The organism is Pseudomonas frederiksbergensis, from assembly GCF_017114915.1.
GTDB classification, from domain to species: Bacteria; Pseudomonadota; Gammaproteobacteria; order Pseudomonadales; family Pseudomonadaceae; genus Aquipseudomonas; species Aquipseudomonas frederiksbergensis_I.
The window spans coordinates 13,085-31,137 of record NZ_JAAUOE010000049.1; the positions used below are offsets into that span (position 1 = coordinate 13,085).

15 protein-coding genes and 1 pseudogene are annotated in these 18,053 nt (G+C 60.4%); 7 read left to right on the plus strand and 9 right to left on the minus strand.

What is annotated here, in order from left to right; translation table 11 throughout:
- Positions 1–60: 60 nt before the first annotated feature.
- Positions 61–1,905 carry a gamma-glutamyltransferase gene (gene ggt, locus HCU66_RS24175; RefSeq protein WP_205890926.1) on the plus strand — a complete coding sequence of 615 codons (1,845 nt, stop codon included), beginning with the start codon at positions 61–63 and terminating at the stop codon, positions 1,903–1,905.
- A 77-nt stretch (positions 1,906–1,982) separates the two neighbouring features.
- On the opposite strand, the gene HCU66_RS27610 is transcribed toward ggt, so the two are convergent.
- From HCU66_RS27610 to HCU66_RS24185, 3 genes and pseudogenes are all read right to left on the minus strand, one after another.
- Positions 1,983–2,591: a methyl-accepting chemotaxis protein gene (locus HCU66_RS27610; RefSeq protein ID WP_420908073.1), complete on the minus strand. Its 609-nt coding sequence runs from the start codon at positions 2,589–2,591 to the stop codon at positions 1,983–1,985.
- Positions 2,571–3,299: pseudogene (locus HCU66_RS27615) on the minus strand (PAS domain-containing protein); the annotation flags it as partial. The gene HCU66_RS27610 and the pseudogene HCU66_RS27615, both read right to left, overlap by 21 nt.
- Positions 3,300–3,418: 119 nt before the next feature.
- Positions 3,419–4,732 (minus strand): MFS transporter, encoded by a 1,314-nt coding sequence (locus HCU66_RS24185; RefSeq protein WP_205890928.1) that lies wholly within the window; start codon positions 4,730–4,732, stop codon positions 3,419–3,421.
- A 211-nt stretch (positions 4,733–4,943) separates the two neighbouring features.
- On the opposite strand from HCU66_RS24185, the gene HCU66_RS24190 reads away from it, so the two are divergent.
- On the plus strand, positions 4,944–6,116 hold the full coding sequence (locus HCU66_RS24190; RefSeq protein ID WP_205890929.1) for a hypothetical protein: 1,173 nt from the start codon (positions 4,944–4,946) through the stop codon (positions 6,114–6,116).
- Between the two features lie 180 nt (positions 6,117–6,296).
- Entirely contained in the window at positions 6,297–6,821 is a 525-nt protein-coding gene (locus HCU66_RS24195; protein ID WP_205890930.1) for an SET domain-containing protein, read from the plus strand.
- A gap of 7 nt (positions 6,822–6,828) precedes the next feature.
- Here the strand turns inward: HCU66_RS24195 and can are convergent, their stop codons facing one another.
- Positions 6,829–7,473, minus strand: coding sequence for a carbonate dehydratase (gene can / locus HCU66_RS24200; RefSeq protein WP_205890931.1), 645 nt, complete (start codon positions 7,471–7,473; stop codon positions 6,829–6,831).
- Positions 7,474–7,634: 161 nt separating this feature from the next.
- Between can and HCU66_RS24205 the strand changes: the two genes are divergently transcribed.
- On the plus strand, positions 7,635–8,036 hold the full coding sequence (locus tag HCU66_RS24205; RefSeq protein WP_205890932.1) for a serine kinase/phosphatase: 402 nt from the start codon (positions 7,635–7,637) through the stop codon (positions 8,034–8,036).
- A 62-nt stretch (positions 8,037–8,098) separates the two neighbouring features.
- Here HCU66_RS24205 and rimI read toward each other — a convergent pair whose 3' ends face one another.
- Together rimI and HCU66_RS24215 are read right to left on the minus strand one after the other, a co-directional pair.
- Positions 8,099–8,551, minus strand: a complete 453-nt coding sequence (rimI, locus tag HCU66_RS24210; RefSeq protein ID WP_018929537.1) for a ribosomal protein S18-alanine N-acetyltransferase — start codon at positions 8,549–8,551, stop codon at positions 8,099–8,101.
- Positions 8,544–9,284 (minus strand): energy transducer TonB, encoded by a 741-nt coding sequence (locus tag HCU66_RS24215; protein WP_205890939.1) that lies wholly within the window; start codon positions 9,282–9,284, stop codon positions 8,544–8,546. The genes rimI and HCU66_RS24215 overlap by 8 nt, the downstream gene beginning before the upstream one ends.
- Before the next feature lie 206 nt (positions 9,285–9,490).
- Here HCU66_RS24215 and mksB point away from each other — a divergent pair, with 206 nt between their 5' ends.
- From mksB to mksF, 3 genes are read left to right on the plus strand one after another with little or no spacing between them, the layout of a single operon-like run.
- Positions 9,491–10,768, plus strand: a complete 1,278-nt coding sequence (mksB, locus tag HCU66_RS24220; RefSeq protein WP_205890933.1) for an Mks condensin complex protein MksB — start codon at positions 9,491–9,493, stop codon at positions 10,766–10,768.
- On the plus strand, positions 10,758–11,459 hold the full coding sequence (gene mksE / locus HCU66_RS24225) for an Mks condensin complex protein MksE (protein ID WP_205890934.1): 702 nt from the start codon (positions 10,758–10,760) through the stop codon (positions 11,457–11,459). The genes mksB and mksE overlap by 11 nt, the downstream gene beginning before the upstream one ends.
- Positions 11,456–14,296: an Mks condensin complex protein MksF gene (mksF, locus tag HCU66_RS24230; RefSeq protein ID WP_205890935.1), complete on the plus strand. Its 2,841-nt coding sequence runs from the start codon at positions 11,456–11,458 to the stop codon at positions 14,294–14,296. Before mksE ends, mksF begins: the two co-directional genes overlap by 4 nt.
- A 73-nt stretch (positions 14,297–14,369) precedes the next feature.
- Here the strand turns inward: mksF and HCU66_RS24235 are convergent, their stop codons facing one another.
- The 3 genes from HCU66_RS24235 to HCU66_RS24245 are packed head-to-tail and all read right to left on the minus strand — an operon-like array spanning position 14,370 to position 17,947.
- Positions 14,370–16,673, minus strand: a complete 2,304-nt coding sequence (locus tag HCU66_RS24235; RefSeq protein WP_205890936.1) for a PqiB family protein — start codon at positions 16,671–16,673, stop codon at positions 14,370–14,372.
- Positions 16,666–17,289, minus strand: a complete 624-nt coding sequence (locus HCU66_RS24240) for a paraquat-inducible protein A (protein ID WP_205890937.1) — start codon at positions 17,287–17,289, stop codon at positions 16,666–16,668. Before HCU66_RS24240 ends, HCU66_RS24235 begins: the two co-directional genes overlap by 8 nt.
- Positions 17,276–17,947, minus strand: coding sequence for a paraquat-inducible protein A (locus tag HCU66_RS24245; protein WP_205890938.1), 672 nt, complete (start codon positions 17,945–17,947; stop codon positions 17,276–17,278). The genes HCU66_RS24240 and HCU66_RS24245 overlap by 14 nt, the downstream gene beginning before the upstream one ends.
- Positions 17,948–18,053 lie beyond the last annotated feature (106 nt).

Genomic DNA, 18,053 nt, shown 5'->3' on the forward strand with positions numbered 1-18,053 from the left:
GCACCACTCCCTCGGCCGATAAAGTCCCCGGACCTTTTATCCCATGGACGGAGTGCCCGCGTGTTCTCAGCCTTCCACTTCAATCGCTATCGCCTGTCAGCCCTTTCGCTGATCGCCACCGCTTTAACCCTCGCCGCGTGTAATGCCCCGCCCTCCTCGCCTTCCGTCTCGACCCTGCCGGTCGCGCCGGAAATCGCCTCCGGTTATCGCACCGACCTGCAAACGCGGCACGCCTCGAAACACATGGCCGCAGCCGCCAACCCGCTGGCAGCCGAAGCCGGGCGGGAGATGCTGCGTGAGGGCGGCTCGGCGATTGATGCGGCCATTGCCATGCAAGCGGTGTTGACGCTGGTCGAGCCGCAATCGTCGGGTATCGGCGGTGGCGCGTTTATTGTGCTGTGGGATGGCAAGGCTGTGCGCACCTACGACGGTCGCGAAACCGCTCCGGCCGGTGCCACCGAGAAACTGTTCCTGCAAGCCGACGGCACACCGATGCCGTTTACCCAGGCGCAGATCGGTGGGCGCTCGGTGGGTACGCCGGGTGTGTTACGGGCGCTGGAGTTGGCCCATCAGAAGCACGGCCGCCTGCCGTGGGCGAGGCTGTTCGAACCCGCCATCAAACTCGCGGAACAAGGCTTCGCCATTTCGCCACGATTGCATCAGCTGATCGCGGCGGACTCGTTCATCCAACGCTCGCCGGACATGGCGGCGTACTTTCTGAATGCCGATGGCAGCCCGAAAGCCGTCGGTACGCAGCTGAAAAACCCGGCACTCGCCGCGGTGTTCAAACGCATCGCCAAGGAAGGTCCCGATGCGCTGTACACAGGTCCGATCGCAAAAGAGATCGTCGCCAAGGTTCAGGGGCACACCAACCCCGGCAGCCTGTCGCTGAACGACCTCCAAGGCTACAAGGCCAAGGAACGCGCGCCGCTGTGCACCGACTACAAACGCTGGCAGGTCTGCGGCATGCCGCCACCGTCGTCGGGCGGGATCGCCGTGGCGCAAATCCTCGGCACCTTGCAGGCCCTGGAAACCCGCGACCCACGCTTTGCCCTGGCGCCACTCAAACCAGTCAAGTCCAGCAAACCGGCGGGCATCGAGCCAGCCCCTGAAGCCGTGCACCTGATCGCCGAAGCCGAGCGCCTGGCTTACGCCGACCGCGCACAGTACGTCGCCGACACTGACTTCGTACCCGTGCCGGTCAAGGGGTTGGTCGACCCGACTTATCTGGCGACCCGCGCAACCTTGATTGGCGACCGCAGCATGGGCCAGGCCAAGCCCGGCACCCCGCCGGGCATTCAGGTGGCCTACGCGCCGGACCGTTCGCCGCTACGCATCTCCACCTCGCAAGTGGTGGCGGTCGATGACGAGGGCGGCGCCGTGTCCATGACCACCACCGTGGAAGCGGCATTCGGCTCGCATTTGATGGTTCAGGGCTTTGTGCTCAACAACCAGATGACCGACTTCTCGTTCATCCCCCAAGAGCACGGGCAAAAGGTCGCCAACCGCGTCGAGCCCGGCAAACGCCCGCGCTCGTCCATGGCGCCGACGCTGATCTTCGACCGCCAGAGCGGGGAGTTCCTGGCCACCGTCGGCTCCCCCGGCGGCTCGCAGATCATCGAGTACGTCGCCAAATCGACCATCGGCCTGCTCGACTGGAACCTCGACCCGCAAGCCGCCATCAACCTGCCCAACTTCGGCAGCCGCAACGGCCCGACCGAACTGGAGCAAGGTCAGTTCAGCCCGGCACTGATTCAAGCACTGAAGAACAAAGGGCACAGCGTGAACGAGATCGACATGACCAGCGGGACTCAGGCGATTGTTCGGGTCAAGGATGCGCTGGGGAACACGGCATTGGCCGGTGGGGCTGACCCACGGCGTGAGGGGGAAGCGTTGGGGGATTGAGTCGTGCGCAGGAATGAGGAAAGGCTTACCGGGCGGGGTAGGCCTTTTTGAGGACTACCCGCGCCGGAGAGATAGCATCAAGTCGATAGTTGGTTGGCAAACTGCCCGACCGCGTTCACCACTTTCTGCGCACCGTCCTGGATCTCGACGATCACCGTGCCCGCCTCCGCCGCCAGCGCCAGGCCTTGTTCAGCCTGGAGTTTGCCGTCAGTCATCAGGGCCACGGCGTTGCGCGCCATGTCCTGGTTCTGGCGTACGACACCGACAATTTCATCGGTCGCCTGGCTGGTGCGCGAGGCCAGTTGCCGGACCTCATCCGCCACCACGGCAAATCCGCGGCCCTGTTCACCGGCGCGGGCCGCTTCGATGGCCGCGTTGAGGGCCAGCAGGTTGGTCTGTTCGGCGATGCCGCTGATGGTTTTGACGATGGTGCCGATCACCAGCGATTGCTCGTTCAGCGCTTCGATGCCTTCGCCGGCGGTTTGCATGTGTTTGGCCAGGTCACGCATCACGTCCACGGCTTGGGTCACCACGGCAGTACCGCGCTGTGCGCTCTGATCGGTTTGCTGAGAAGTGCTGTAGGCAATGTTGGCCGCTTCGGCGACGGCCTGCTCCTGATCGACCTGATCGGTAATCACCGTGGCGAACTTCACCACTTTGTAGAGCTTGTTGTTGGCGTCGACCACCGGGTTGTAGGAAGCCTCCAGCCAGACCACGCGACCGTGGCTGTCGATGCGCTTGAAACGATCGGCCACGAACTCGCCGGCGTTCAGGCGGCGCCAGAAGTTCTGATACTCGGCGCTGTTGTATTCTTCCGGTGCGCAGAAGGTGCGGTGATGTTTGCCCAGGATCTGCGTCAGACTGTAACCCATGCTGCCCAGAAACCGGTCGTTGGCCGTCAGCACGTTGCCATTGAGGTCGAACTCGATGACCGCCGTCGAGCGCACCAGCGCGCCGATCAGGTTCTCATGCTCACGAGATGCCTCGATGGTGCGGGTCAGGTCGCTGGAGTAAATCGAGAAGTTCTTGATCCGGCCATCCGAGGACCGCACCGGCTGCATGATCGAACGCAACCAGGCTTCTGCGCCGTTACCGCGTAGCAAACGGACCGCACCGGCAAAGTGTTCGCCACGGCCCAGCGCAGCCTTGAAGCGCTGATGGAATTCATCCGATTTCACATGGGCCGGGACAAGGTCTTCGATGTGCCGGCCGATCAGGTCGTTGCTTTTGTAGAGCATCTCACCGATGAAGTTTTGGTTGACCGTTTGAATCCGCCCATCGGGGTCGAGGGTCAGGACCAGCATCTCGCTTTCCAGACTCTCCTTGACTTGCAGAAGGCTGGAGAGTTCTTCGCGAAGAGCCGACAGCTCCTGCTTCAAGCGTTTATTGAACATGGGAAAGCACCGATGGACAGAGATAAAAAGCGGCTGACAGCCTAACCATCGGCTTTGCGGGTATTTTCTGAAGAGTGTTTCAGGGTTGTCCTACAAAAATAGTGGCGGTATGCCTCCCCTCATACCGCGCCAGCCACCGCACAGCGCCCGACTCGCGGCATCCGCGCGCCAAAATACGCCGCGCTACTGATGCCCACCACCCCCATCACCGCGCAGAAGATCACACAAATCCACGGACTCCACGGCATCAGACCGATCAACAGCAGTGGCGTGACACTCGCCCAGGCGGCGTAGGCAATGTTGTAGGTGAAGGAAATCCCCGAGACGCGAATCCGCGCCGGAAAAAGACTGACCATCACCGATGGCACCGCGCCGACCACCCCGCAACCGAGGCCGGCCACCGCATAGGCCAGACCGATCCACTGGCCCTCAATGATCAGGCAGGTATAGAGCACGCCGATGCCCAGCGGCAGCAGCAGGCTGTACAGCATCACTGTGCGCCAGGCGCCGATACGGTCGACGAGCAGCCCGGCGAGTACACAGCCGATGTTCAGAAAAACGATGCCCAAGGCACTCAGGGCGAAGGTATGGCTGGCGGTCATGCCGAAGGTTTTCTGCATCATGGTCGGGGTGATGACCACAAACACCACCACGGCCGAGGTCAGCACGCAGGTGAGGATCATCGCCGGCAGCATCGCCAGACGGTGCTCACGCAGGACCGTGCGCAGCGGCAGTTCGACAGCGGCTTCGCGCTGGGCCTGCATTGCCATGAACACCGGCGTTTCGCTAAGCCAGCGGCGCAGCCAGACACCGATGACGCCAAACACCCCGCCCAGCAAAAACGGGTAGCGCCAGGCGTAATCGAGGATTTCCGCCGGGGTGAATGCCTGTGCCAGAAAGGTCGCCGTCAAGGCGCCGATCAAGTAACCAAAGGTCAGCCCGGCCTGCAGAAAACCAAGGGCATAACCGCGATGCCCGATCGGCGCGTGCTCAGCGACGAACACCCAGGCGCTCGGCACTTCCCCCCCCACCGCCGCGCCTTGCAGGACCCTCAGGGCCAATAGCAACAGTGGAGCGAAATAGCCGATCTGGGCGTAGGTCGGCATGATCCCGATCAGCAGGCATGGCAACGCCATCATCAGGATGCTCAGGCTGAACACCTTCTTGCGCCCCAATCGGTCGGCGAAATGCGCCATCAGAATCCCGCCCAACGGGCGTGCCAGATAGCCGGTGACAAAGATCCCGAAGCTTTGCAGCAGACGCAGCCACTCGGGCATTTCCGGTGGAAAGAACAGTTGACTGAGGGTCAGGGCGAAAAAAACGAAAATAATGAAGTCGTAGATTTCCAGCGCTCCGCCCAAGGCTGCAAGCCCCAGGGTCTTGTAGTCCGAGCGGGTGAAGGGCGTCGGGTGCGCATCGATGTTGGCAGTCATGGAGAAGCACTCTGGCAGGCAAAAAACCAAGGCGCCCATGGTCTACGCAAATGCGCTTGTGGACAACCCGTCCGGGCTCGCTTCACCTTGAGTACTTGATCGCGCCGCTGAAACCGCGATCTTTTCACGTGGGCACTAGACCGCCCGACACAAGTAGTTTCAGTATGTACTCGCCCCACCTCCGGGGGCTCACGCTGAAAAGGATCTGAGCATGTTCAAACTCGCAGGATTCACCCTCGCCGCACTTACCCTGAGTGCCGCCGCTCATGCCGATGTCGATCTGAATCTGGGCAGTACCGAACGCGTCACCCGGCTGTTCGCCTATCCCAACAACTGCAACGTCATCTGCTATCGCAATTGGACGCTGGAGCAGACCGTCGAGCATTACCTGACCCAAAGCGTGCAACGCGATGGCTACAAAACTGCAAAGGTTCAAGTCAAAACCGATAACGATCAGCTCTACGCCGCAATCAGCGGTGTGCCCAAAGGCTATGACAAGCCACTGACCGCGTTGCTCGATGCCGGCGACCTGGCTTACAACGGCGCCAGCAAGCTGAGTGCCGACGGCAAATGGACTTATAACTGGTACCTGTTCCTGCCGCTGGGCATGGCCCTGGAAAACCGCAAAAGCGTCGAACTGCTGCACTTCCCGCCGGATTATTCCCTGACCCAGGCCCAGGATTACCTGGAGTCCAAGACCACCGACCGCTGGGCCGCACTGCTGACGGCCAACAACATTCCCGCCGACCAGACGCCGGCCTATCAGACCATCATCGACATCGCGCCGATTGCCGCGCCGGCCACCGCCGGCAAAGACCTGGAAGGCGTCTACAACTACTTCACGGACTACCAGACCACCATGGTCAAGCAAGTCAGCCAGAACGCCAAAGGCGCAGCATTGCCAATGGTCGCCTTTGGTTCACCGGTGCGTAACTGGATCAAGCAACAATACGGGCAGACCGTGGACGTGCTGGGCCTGGCAACCATCAGCCCGAGCGAGGGTGTGAAGGTTCCGGTATTGGGCTCCAACCACCCGAGCTACATCTGGTACGCCGCCGACCCCGAAGCCTATAGCGGCAGCGATGCCCAGGCCAAGGCCGACGCCGCGGGCCTGAAAGTCATGGGGCAGGACTTGAGCGCCGCGTGCTGGCAAGCCGGGATGGGCAGCAAACCGGATACCGACCCTACCGTTCAGCTGAAAAGCTGCACCCAGACCTGGCAAGTGACCCAGAAAGAAAAAACCTGCGAACTGTTCTACACCTCGATCCGCAGCCTGACGCGTGAAGGAGCGACGGCCAAGTGCGCAACGGCGCCGGTCAAGTCTGAGCTGAAACAGCTGAAGACGCCGTCTCTTGTGACCTCTGCCCCTGCCCCACACTTGTAAAGCGATGAAGTCTTCCCCGCGTGAGCCTTGACTGACGCGGGAAAGCGCTTTTTTCGCCTGTCATATCTGCCAGTAGACCGGTTGCTTCATTTGCGAGAGGCTTGGGGTGTACCCATGTGCTGCAGAGCTGACAGGATGTCAGCTGACGGACGTCGTAGCACCCAGTCGACAAGGATTGTTATGAGAGCCTGCGCCGAAAAAGGAAAAACCCAACCGCCATCCGATGGCATATATCCATTTGAAGAGTTGCCCACTCGCCTTGGATTCCCCTCCAAAGACGACTTTAAAATCATCTCCAACGCTCAGGGATCGGCAATTGCAGTCGAGGCACGGCGCGAGTTCCCCCGCATCAGCCGAATCTGCCGGGTTTCCGGACATCTGTTGCCCTATCGCTGCCGGCACACCCGGCAGCTGGCGCCAGGAATCCACGTCTACGATCCGCGCTTCTGTGCTCTGCTGAACCACTCCTGCGACCCCAACGTCTTTCTCGACATGAGCGAGCTGTGGTTATGGGCGCTCAAAGACATCAAAAAGGGTGACCGGCTGACGATGGATTTCGCCGCGACAGAAGACAAGCTGCCACGGCAGTTCGCTTGCCGCTGCGGTTGTTCCTGCTGCCGTGGCTGGATCACCGGCTATGACGAGTCGCCGAATGCCAATGGAGAACAGTTCTTTCACCACTGGCGTCGACGAAGTCTGGGCTGAAAGGCTTTTACAACGCCTCGACCGGGCGCAAACGGTACTGCGGCGGCAACTGCTCGAAACCACTGATGGTGGCGTTCAGGCTTTTCCAGCGGCCGTCCTTGATGCCGTAGATGCAACCGTGGACCGACAGGCTCTGCCCGCGGTGCCAGGCGTTTTGCACAATGCTGGTGTGACCGACGTTGGCGACCTGCTGGATGACGTTGAGCTCGCAGAGGCGGTCGACCCGTTCTTCTTCGGTGGGCAACTTGGCCAGCTCGTCGCGTTTCTCATAATAGAGATCGCGAATCGAGCGCAGCCAGCCGTCGATCAGGCCCAACTGACGATCCTGCATCGAGGCGCGTACACCGCCGCAGCCATAGTGGCCGGTCACCAGGATGTGTTTGACCTTGAGTACATCGACTGCGTACTGAATCACCGACAGGCAATTGAGGTCGGTGTGCAGCACCACATTCGCCACATTGCGATGCACGAACAGATCGCCAGGCAACATCCCGACAATTTCATTGGCTGGCACGCGCGCATCGGAACAGCCGATCCACAGGTATTCCGGAGTTTGCTGGCGGGCCAGCTTGGCGAAGAAATCAGGATCTTCCCGGGTGATCGCATCAGCCCAGCGCTCGTTGTTATCAATCAGATCTTGTAATTCGTTCATGTAATGAAGCCTCAAGAATGATGCGCTGCTTTGACAGACAACCGCCTGTCGGGGTCACGTGCGAATTGCAGATACCCCTGATGTCCGGCGCTCCATACCGGTGGAATTCCGAGCAGCTCAGTGGGTCAATTGTAGTAGGGCCTACAGTATGAGGAATTGCCATGACTGATTCACGACGTCCGTTCGATAAGGAGCAACCCGAACCTATCGACGACGAGGAAGACCGCATGGGCTCGGTGCATGAGCTGAATTTCGACGAGGAAGAACCCGGCACCAGAATCGGCGACCTGACCCCCGAACGCGAACTTGCGCAGAAGATTCCCGACCAGCGCGCCCGTAAAGCCGGTATGACCGGCGCGACCAATGACAATGACGTCACCGACGATGATTTGAGCCCGGAAACCCTGATCCGTGAAGACGGCGCACGGGATGCCCACGAAGCGGGTGAAGACGGCCAGGCGGATTGGGAGTTGCGCATTGTCGACGAGGACGATATCGGTGGGGGCGATGGGCTGGATGAAGCGGAACTGGCACAGCAGGATCCATTGGACGGCAAGCCTTGATCGTTAACGTCCGTGAAGACGCCTTCGCGGGCGAGCCTTGCCCGCGAAGCCTTTAGAAACGATCAATCAACCAAGGTGCAGGCCATCACCACCGCATCTTCTCGCCCGCCAACCGCCGGGTAGTAATCCCGCCGACGCCCGATCTCGTTAAACCCATACCGCTCATACAACCGAAACGCCGCCCGGTTGCTGTCGCGCACTTCCAGGAAACATTCCCGCGCCTCAGCCTTGTAGGCAATCGACATCAAATGCTCCAGCAGCGTCAAACCCAGGCCACGGCCCTGGTTTTCCGGTTTGACGGTGATGTTCAGCAGATGTGCTTCATCAAGAATAATCTGCACCACGCCATGACCGACCTGCTGCTGCCCTTCGAACATCAGCCAGATCTGGTATTTGCCCAGGCCATCGAGAAAAATCCCGCGGGTCCAGGGATGGCTGTAGGCCGCGTATTCGATTTTCAGTACAGCGTCCAGGTCCGCCTCGGTCATCGGGCGAAATGATACAGCGTCACTCATTCGATTCTTTCCAACGCGCCATCAGCCGACGCATGGCTTGCCAGACAGCAGCCTTGCGCTGTGGCTCTTCCATTAATAATTCCAGACCCGGCAAGGCCCAGACAGAACCCAGGCCTTCGACCTGAAGCTCACGGTTGAAGGACTCGGCGTTGGCCTCACCGGCAAAACGCACCGCCGGCAGGCCGATCAACCACAGGCAGACGCACGGTGCGTCCTCCAGACGGGCCGACAGAAAGCCTTGTACGAAATCCCGTGCCGCTTCCGGCCCTTGATCCATCGTGCCGCGAGCCAGCAGTGGCCAGCGCACCGGCTCGCCGACGATCTGCGGGCTGTCCGGCAGACCCGCGGCGCGCAGCATGTCCTTGAGCAACAGGTAGGCCGGATCGCGGGTCTGGAAGGTTTCGCCTGTGGGTAATTCCACCAGCAACAGGCAACGGCCAGCGCGCAGCAATTGCAGGGCAAAACGTGGCGGCGGCACGATCGGCGCCTTGACCGCGACCGGCGCCTCCTCTTCTTCGGCCTTGGCATTGGTGCGCGTGCTGGCCAACGATGGTCGCGGCACCTCGATCTTCACCCGTTCGGCCGGTTTGATCGCAGTTTCCACTGGCGCAGCAGCCACCGGAGCCGGTGCCGCCGGGGCGACGACCGATGGCTCGGGCGTCTCCAGCAGTTCTGGCCGCGACGGTGCAGCAAAGGGCAATTCGGTGCGCGGCAGCCAGTTGACCACCTGCATGGCGGTCAAATAAGCGCGGCGACGGGACTCGATAAGCAAAGGTCGGCCACTTGTGGATAACTAAAGTGCAGTGATTCTACCGCCCTTCGCTCAAGATCGCCCGCAGTTGATCGATAGAAAACCGACTGTCCATCCCGAGAGTGAATCGACACGGCTGCGATGCAGTACAATCGCGGCTTTTAATCGCCAACCAGCCGGCCATTCCGATGATCGAACCCAAGCGCGTCTTGCGCGCCCTCGCTGAACACTGGGCACTTCTGGAGCCACTGTGCGAGCACTTCGACCAAGGCACCCTGAGCCTCAACGAACTGCGCACGCAACTGGCCGCCCAGCAACTGGACAGTACACCGCAGGACATCACCAGCCTGCTGGACGTGTGGATCCGCCTCGACATTCTGGTTCCCGTGGCGAAAAGCCCGAACCGTTTCGAGCTCAACGCGCAGATTCACGACTTCCTCGCTTACCTGCGCCGTGAGCACCGTCTGGGCCTGTGCCTTGAAATCGAAGCCTATCTACGCCACCTCGAGCGCCTGGCTGGTTACATCCAGGACGCCTTCGACATTCGCGACGGCAATGACCTGGCGCGCCAGTTGCGCCTGCTCGACATGCGTGTGCGAGACGTGCTGAAGAAGCTCGCCAACGACGAACAGGCCCTGGTAGCCGTCGCCGAACGGGCCAAGACCAGCGACCGGCAGATTCCATTGCGCCAGCGCTACGCTGAAGTGCTGGCGACCTGGGACGAATACGTCGAGCCGATGATCCAGCTGGTGAATGCCGACGGTGCCTTCGAACAAGGCGTGCGCAAGGTCGAGAATGTGCTGCTGAAGATGCTGACTGAACAACAGCGCCTCGGCCACCTGGTCGACGACGACATGCTGCTGCGCACCCACGCGCGCATCCTCGAAATGCAGACCAGCGCCCAGCTGACCTTGCGTCACGCCCGGGAACTGCTGCTGCCGCTGCGTGAAGAAGCGCGCCGACACAACGCCGTGACCCGAGGCGCGGCCCTGGCGCTGTCGGCCATTCGTCGCAAAGGCATCGATGCGGTGCCGCAAGCCGCGATGCCGCTGTTCACCCGCCCGCAAAGCACCTTCCTCGGCAGTGCCAGCCAGGTCGAAGCCTATGTCTACGCCCTGGCCCGTTTCGAGCCTGCACCTGCGCGGTTCCCCAAGGCCCACAAGACCCAGAAAGGCGAAGCCCCGCGCGCGCCACGCACGGTTCGGGAAATGCTCGAACGCTGCGAAGACGCCCTGCCGATGCCGGATCTGATGAGCTGGCTGCTGGAGCAGGAGCCGGACGGCGCCACCGACGAATTGCTCTACTGGTTCTCGCGCCTGTCGCGGGAAAAACGCTTCAAGCGCGAGCGTCTGGAACGCCGCGATTACCACACTCACGAGCACCAGGTCAGCCTGCGCTCCTTCGCCCTGCTCTCGGCCCGCGACACCGCCGCCGAGGATTCTGCGAGCATCCCACATGCATCTTGATCTTTCCGAACTGTCCCAGCTGGCGCCGATCTTTCGCGAGCTGTTCAAGGGCTACCACGTCAGCCGCCGCGATCCGGAGCTGTACGCCCAACTGTCGAATTTCCAGGACCAGTACCGCACCCTGTTCAAGGCGCTGGGCTTTGAACTGGTCTGCGACACCCGTGGTTTCTACTACTTCGTGCCGGACCTCGCCGCGGCGGCGGTGAACAAGACCGCGCAGCGCTTGGCATTGTTTACCTTCATCCTTGTCGAGCACCTGGCCGACCAGGGCCGCGACCCGATCGCCGTGCTCGATGGTGGCAGCCTCGGTCGCGATGAATTGCCATCGCTGCTGGAAAAGTATCGCGACCTGTTCATTCAGGCCGAAGTGCAGACCGTCGAAGAACTCGAAGAAAAAATCATGCGTCGTATGACCCAGCTCGGTTTCGCCGGCGAAGAAAACGGTGTCTACCGTTTCCTGCCGCCGATGCACCGCTTCCTTGACGTCTGCCTGTCGGTCCAGCAGGACCGCGATCTGGCCGCCAGCCTGCACAGCGTGCTGCCATTGCCGGCACCGGTGCTGATCGACGAAGACAGCGACGAAAAACTGCTGCAGACCGATGACCCGCTGGACCTCAGTGAATTCGAAGGTGAAAGCGAAGAAGACGCACTGGCCCGCGCCATCGCCGAAGAACAGGAGACCGATGCATGAGCAAGGAACGCTATGGCATTCGCCGCTTTGCCCTTTTGAACACCGCCGGTTACAGCCTCGGCCTGTTCCCGCTGGAAGAGCCACTGTCGGTCTACGGCGCGAACAACCTCGGTAAATCCGCCTCGATCAACGCCTTGCAGTTCCCGATCCTGGCGCGCATGTCGGACATGAGTTTCGGTAAATACAGCCTGGAGCAATCGCGGCGGTTCTACTTCGCGTCGGACACCAGTTACATCCTCGTCGAAGTCTCCCTGCCCCACGGCCCGCACGTGATTGGCGTGGTCGGTCGCGGCCCGGGTGGTGGTTTCGGTCACCAGTTCTTTGCCTACGCCGGCAAACTCGACCTGGCTCATTATCAGAAAGACGACACCTGCCTGCGGCAGAAAGAGCTGTTCACCAACCTGGAACGCGAAGGCCTGAAAGCCTACGAACTCAAGCCGGATGAACTCCGTCGTTTGCTGGTGGGCGGCCACACCTCGATTCCGCTCGACCTGACGCTGATCCCGCTGCGCTCCACCAGTGAGCAGAGCCTGAAGACCTTCCGTGCCCTGTTCATCAATTTGCTGCACATGCGCGAAATCACTGCGGCCAAGCTCAAGCAACTGTTCCTCGATGCCTTCGAACACAGCCTGCGTTCCGGCAGTGTCGATTACATTGCAGCGTGCGAAGAAGCGTTCCGCGATGTACGCCGCATGGAGCAGGACTACAACTCGCTGGTCGCGGCCGGTCCCTTGGTCGAAGCCTTGGCTAACGGCGTGAAACAGCGGGATATCCTGCGCGGCAAACTGCATCGCCTGTCGCCGCTGCTCGACTCCCTGCTCGGCACCTGGTCGGACTACGCCAGTGCGCGCAAGGAAGAACTGACGATTCAGGCCGAGCACTACCGCAACGAGCAGGACGCCCTGCAAAACGATCAACGCGGCGGCACTCAAGAGCTGATGCGTCTGGAGCGGGAGATCACCGGCATCCAGCGCTGGCTCGGCGAATTGTCGGTGCTCAAGCATCGCTTCGCCCTGGTCGATGACGTCAAAGTCCTTGAACAGCAACTGCTCGCGGCCAAGGACGCGCACGATGAACTGGCCGGTGCGTTGGCCCAATCGCGGCAGTTCTCGGCCGAAGACCTGGAAGAGCGGCTGCGGGATCTGGAAAAACGCCTGAAGTCGGTGAAACAACAACTCGATCACGCCGACAACAACAGCTACGCCCGTCTGCGCGAAGAATTCTCGCAACAGGACGTTGAACGCCTGATGCGGCTGTTCAACAGCGCGCTGTTCAGCCTGCCGTTGGGCGAGCATGGCATCGCTCTGGATGAGGACGGTGAGTGGGTCAAATCCATGGAGCTGATCCTCGACGGCTTCAAAGGCGAGCGCTTCGAAGTGCCGGGCCTGTCCATCGACCTGTCGCACATCGAACCACCGGCCTTGCAAGCACTGGCTGACCGTGCGGCACTGCGCGATCAGAAAGACCGCCTGGAAAAAGAACTCAAGCAGCTAAAAACTCAAGCAGCCGTGGCGGCCGACCGCGCGGCCAGCAAGACCCAGACCGAAGCGCTGTACCAGCAAGTGCTGGATGCGCAGAAAGCCCTGGAAGACTTCCGCCGCACGCAAACCCTGAGCGCCGAGGAAGGCGACAAGCTTGAACAGCTGGCGCAGATGGAAGCCGCCCAGGACGAGTTGAAACGCTCAAGCGACGCCTTCACCGAACGCGTCCAGCAACTGTCGGCCAAACTGCAACTGGTCGGCCGGCAGATCGGCGACATGGAAGCCAAGCAACGCACTCTCGACGACGCCCTGCGCCGTCGTCAGTTGTTGCCGGCGGACCTGCCGTTCGGCACACCGTTCATGGACCCGGTCGACGACTCCATGGACAACCTGCTGCCGTTGCTCAACGACTATCAGGACAGCTGGCAAGGCTTGCTGCGGGCCGACGGGCAGATCGACGCACTCTACGCTCAGGTCCGCCTCAAAGGCGTGGCCAAGTTCGACAGCGAAGACGATATGGAGCGTCGCCTGCAACTGCTGATCAACGCCTACGCACACCGCACCGATGAAGCCCTGACCCTCGGCAAGGCCCGTCGTGCAGCGGTCACCGACATCGCCCGGACCCTGCGCAACATCCGCAGCGACTATGACAGCCTCGAACATCAACTGGCGCTGTTCAACCGTGAGATCAACAAGCGTCAGGTCTCCAACCTGCAAAGCTTCCGTATCGTGCTCGCGCCGAACAAGGAAGCGCTCAAGCACATTGACCAGATCATCCACAGCGCCGGTCAGTACGAAGAAGGCGAAACCCTTTCCGTCTTCGACCTGAGCCAAAGCGCCGAACAGGACAACAAGAACGAAGAAGCGAAGGAATACCTGGCGCGGCTGGTGGCGGCCAACCACAACCAGCTCGGTCTCAAGGATCTGTTCGAGCTGGCGTTCGAGATCACTAAGGTCAATGGCCAACCGGTGATCCACACCGACATCGACGGCGCGGCGTCCAACGGCACCACCATGACCATCAAGGCGCTCACCAACATGTACTTGTTGCTGCACTTGATGGACCGCGACCAGGCCGGTCGCGTGCGCCTGCCGTACTACCTTGACGAGGCAGCCGACATCGACGAGAAGAACCAGGCAGCGCTGCTGGAAACCAGCCTGCAACTGGGCTTCGTGCCGATTCTGGCGAGCGTGAAGCCGCAAGTCTGCGCCAGTGTCGCCATCGACCTGGAAGGCGGTAGCGGCCCGAACGGCATCTACATCGACGAGGCGGACTGGAAGTACGTCCGACGCCACGATGAAGCGAAGGCAATTGTGAACGTGCAGGCGGACGAACCGGAGCTGGATGCGGTCTGACGCCTGCATCGAAGCCAATAAAAAAGGCCGCGATCCAATGGATCGCGGCCTTTTTCATACCTGCTGCTCGGGCTTACTTGCCGAGGGAAATCTTCGGCGCCCAGGTCAGCCATTCATCTTCGAACTGGTCGAACAACGGGAACGTTTGCTCGGGCCGCGCCGGGACACCCATGCGGTCGCCATCCGGCGTGGCAAAGGCGATGCCGCCCTGGATCAGTGTCTCCAGTGACTCGGTGCGTATGGTCGCGCCTTTGAACAAGCCGTAGTCAAATCCAAAACCACTGGTGTTCCAGAATCGCGTACCGCTGCGCACCAGTGGCGCATACTTCGGCTCGATCAGGATGTGCACCAACACTCGATCAGCCGTCTGGCCCAATTCATAGCCGGTCACTTTGCCTACCGTGATTTCACGATAGGTGACGGGAACGCCTATCTTCAGCGAACCTCGACGGGCAGCGCTCAACACCAGGCTCAAACCGGCCTCTTCCTTGGCGATTTCCGGAGGATTGGTCAAGGCCACGAAGTCTTTTTGCGGACCAAGGTTCTTCAGCGCCGGTTGCACTTCGATGTACTGTCCGGTCACCAGTGTCTCGAGGTTGGACGTCTTGATCAGACCCAACTCAGGTTTGACCACCCAGAACTGACTGCCCACCCGAGCGATACGCTCCGGCACTTCGGTGATCCGCGCGGTCAGCAGCACCGATTGCAGGTCATCCGTGAGGTCGACGTCTTCAATCTTGCCGACGTCCAGGCCTTTGTAGCGAACCGGCGTGCCAGTGCGCAGGCCATCGGCGCGATCGACCTTGATCGTCACCATGGCGCCTTTCTGCGTTGCGTCGTCATGGCTCGCATGCAGGCGGAAACGTGGAATACGCTTCTGCAGCGGTGCTTTGGCTTCCGGGGTTTCGAAGGCAATGCCACCGGCCATCAGGCTTTGCAATGACTCGCTTTTGACCTGGATGCCGCCGGTCAGTCCACCCGTCAGCGTAATGCCGCTGGCATTCCAGAAACGCGTCGAGGCGTTGACCAACCCTTCGTACTCCTTCTCGATGTGCACACCGATCACCAACTGCTTTTTGGTGCGGGAGAACTGGTAGCTCTGCACCGAACCGACCTTGACCTGCTTGTAGAGAATCGGACTGCCGACTTCCAGAGAACCAAGGTTGTCGGTGAACAGCACCAAGTGCAGGCCCGGCGAACGCAGATCCAGCGGCGGCGCCTTGGCTCGAGCTTCGAACTCGCGCTGAGACGCTCCGCCCTTGTCACCAGGGCGCACAGCGATGTAGTTACCTTTGACCAACGCTTCCAGACCGGTGATGCCGGCGAGGGAAATCGACGGTTTGACCACCCAGAACTGCGTGCCGGTGACCAGGTAATCCTCGGCCAGAGGATCGAGAGTCAACTCAGCAGTCGCACTGGACAGGTCAGGGTCAACCTTGAGCGCTTTCAGATTGCCGACCTGGATGCCTTTGTACATCACCGGTGTACGACCAGCCTGCAAGCCTTCGAAATCGCTGAGTTTGACCTTGACCCGAATGCCCGCTGCGGCCGCATCGAAGTCTTCATAGAGACGGAATGGCAGACTTGGATCAGTGGGCGGGCTGTCCTTGCGGTTTTCCGGTGTGGCAAACGCAATACCACCGGCGACAATGCTGGCGAGGGATTCGCTACGCACTTTCACACCGGACAGGTTGGCGTCGATACTGATGCCGCTGGCATTCCAGAAACGTGTGTGCTTGCGCACCAGGCTGGCGTAGGTCGGCTCGATGAAGACTTTGAGCTCGACAGTGTTCTGGTCTGCGGACAACACGTAGCTTTTGATCTGACCGACCTGGATCTGCTTGTAGAACACCGGGCTACCACGATTCAGCGAGCCGAGACGATCCGCCTTGATGGTCAGGTGCAGACCGGGTTTGGCGTCCGACAGCGGCGGCTCTTCGGCCAACGCCTTGAACTTGCGGGTCGGCTCGCCTTCGCCTGGACTGACGGCCACGTAGTTACCCGAGACCAGTGTCTCCAGGCCCGTTATACCAGCCAGGCTCACGCTCGGTTTGACCAGCCAGAAGCGCGTGCTGGTCTTGAGGTATTGCTCCACGTCCTTGTTCATTTCGATGGTGGCGATCACGCCTTTGGAGCTGCCTTCGTCATCGATTTTGAGGGTTTTTACCTTACCAACAGACATGCCTTTGTAGACGACTTCGGTCTTGTTGGCCTGAATGCCTTCACCGCTTTCGAAGCGCACCTGAATCTCGATGCCAGTCTCGCTGTAGGCACGCCAGGCAAGCCAGCCACCGATGAGCAAGGCGATCAGGGGCAACACCCAAATGGCTGACCAGTTCGAGGCCGGTCGGGTTTTCGCTTTAGGCAAATCAGTCATGGTCGTCGTCCGACTCCGTGTTATCCCAAATCAGTCGGGGATCGAAAGTTACTGCGGCAAGCATCGTCAGAATCACCACACTGGCAAAGGCGATGGCGCCAAGATTGGCTTCGACGCTGGCAAGCCGTCCGAAATTCACAACCGCCACCAGAATGGCGATCACAAAGATATCCAGCATCGACCAGCGACCGATGAACTCGATGAAGCGGTACATCAGAATGCGCTGGCGCGCGGAAAGTGGCTGGTGGCGCTGCACCGAGTACAGCAGCAACGCGATGCCCACCAGCTTGAACGTGGGTACAAGAATACTGGCGATAAAAACCACGGCAGCGATTGGAATCATGCCGTGCTGAACCAGTTGGATCACCCCGGACATGATCGTGCTCGGATCACCCTGCCCCAGGGAACTGACGGTCATGATCGGCAGCACATTGGCCGGGATGTAGAGAATCGCAGCCGTGATCAGCAGCGCCCAAGTGCGCATCAGGCTGTCCGGACGGCGGGCATGGACCAACGCACCACAGCGGGTGCAGACCTGCTCGTCAGTATCGGCTTCCTGTTTGTTCAGCTCGTGGCATTCTGCACAAATCAGAATGCCCGCATCAATCGCCCGCATGGGCATCTTCTCCTGATAGAGCCTGCCAGATCTGGTGCGGTGACATCACCACTTCCAGCCAGACCTGGACCAACAACAAACTAATAAAACATGCCAGACCAAAACCTACGGTGATCGCCGCCATGTCGGCCAATTTGACGATCGCAACCAGCACGCCCATGAGGTAAACCTCAAGCATCCCCCAGTCCCGTAAATGGTGATAAATGCGGTAGAGCAGCAAGCCATAACTGCGTCCGATATCGAAGCGAATACTCAGCAATACGACCAGTTGACAGAGCAACTTGAGCAGCGGAATTCCCATGCTGCAGAGAAACACCACTGCCGCTACACCTCGCATACCGGTATCGAACAGACCGACAACGCCGCTCCAGACGGTGTCGTGCGACGACTGCCCGAGTAGATGGAGCTGCATGATGGGTAAAAAGTTCGCCGGGACATACAACAACAGTGCGGCAATGACTAAGGCGAGACGTTGTTGNAGACTGCGCTGCACGACATTGTGCCGATGGGCATACAGTTCATAACCGCAGCGTGGACAGATGGCCTTCTCATCATGGGCGAGTTCAGGCTTGCGCATCAGTAAGTCGCATTCATGACACGCTACCAAGTCGTCCAGCGGTAAATCTGACAGCCCGGGGGCGTCAACCGGATCTGGCATAAAGGCTCTGGCTCCGAAAAAGTTGGACCTATTCTAGTGTCACCACTCGAAAATAACTGTGCAATTTTTTGCTGTCGCCGGGGTGTCTTTTTCCCGCGAACAAACA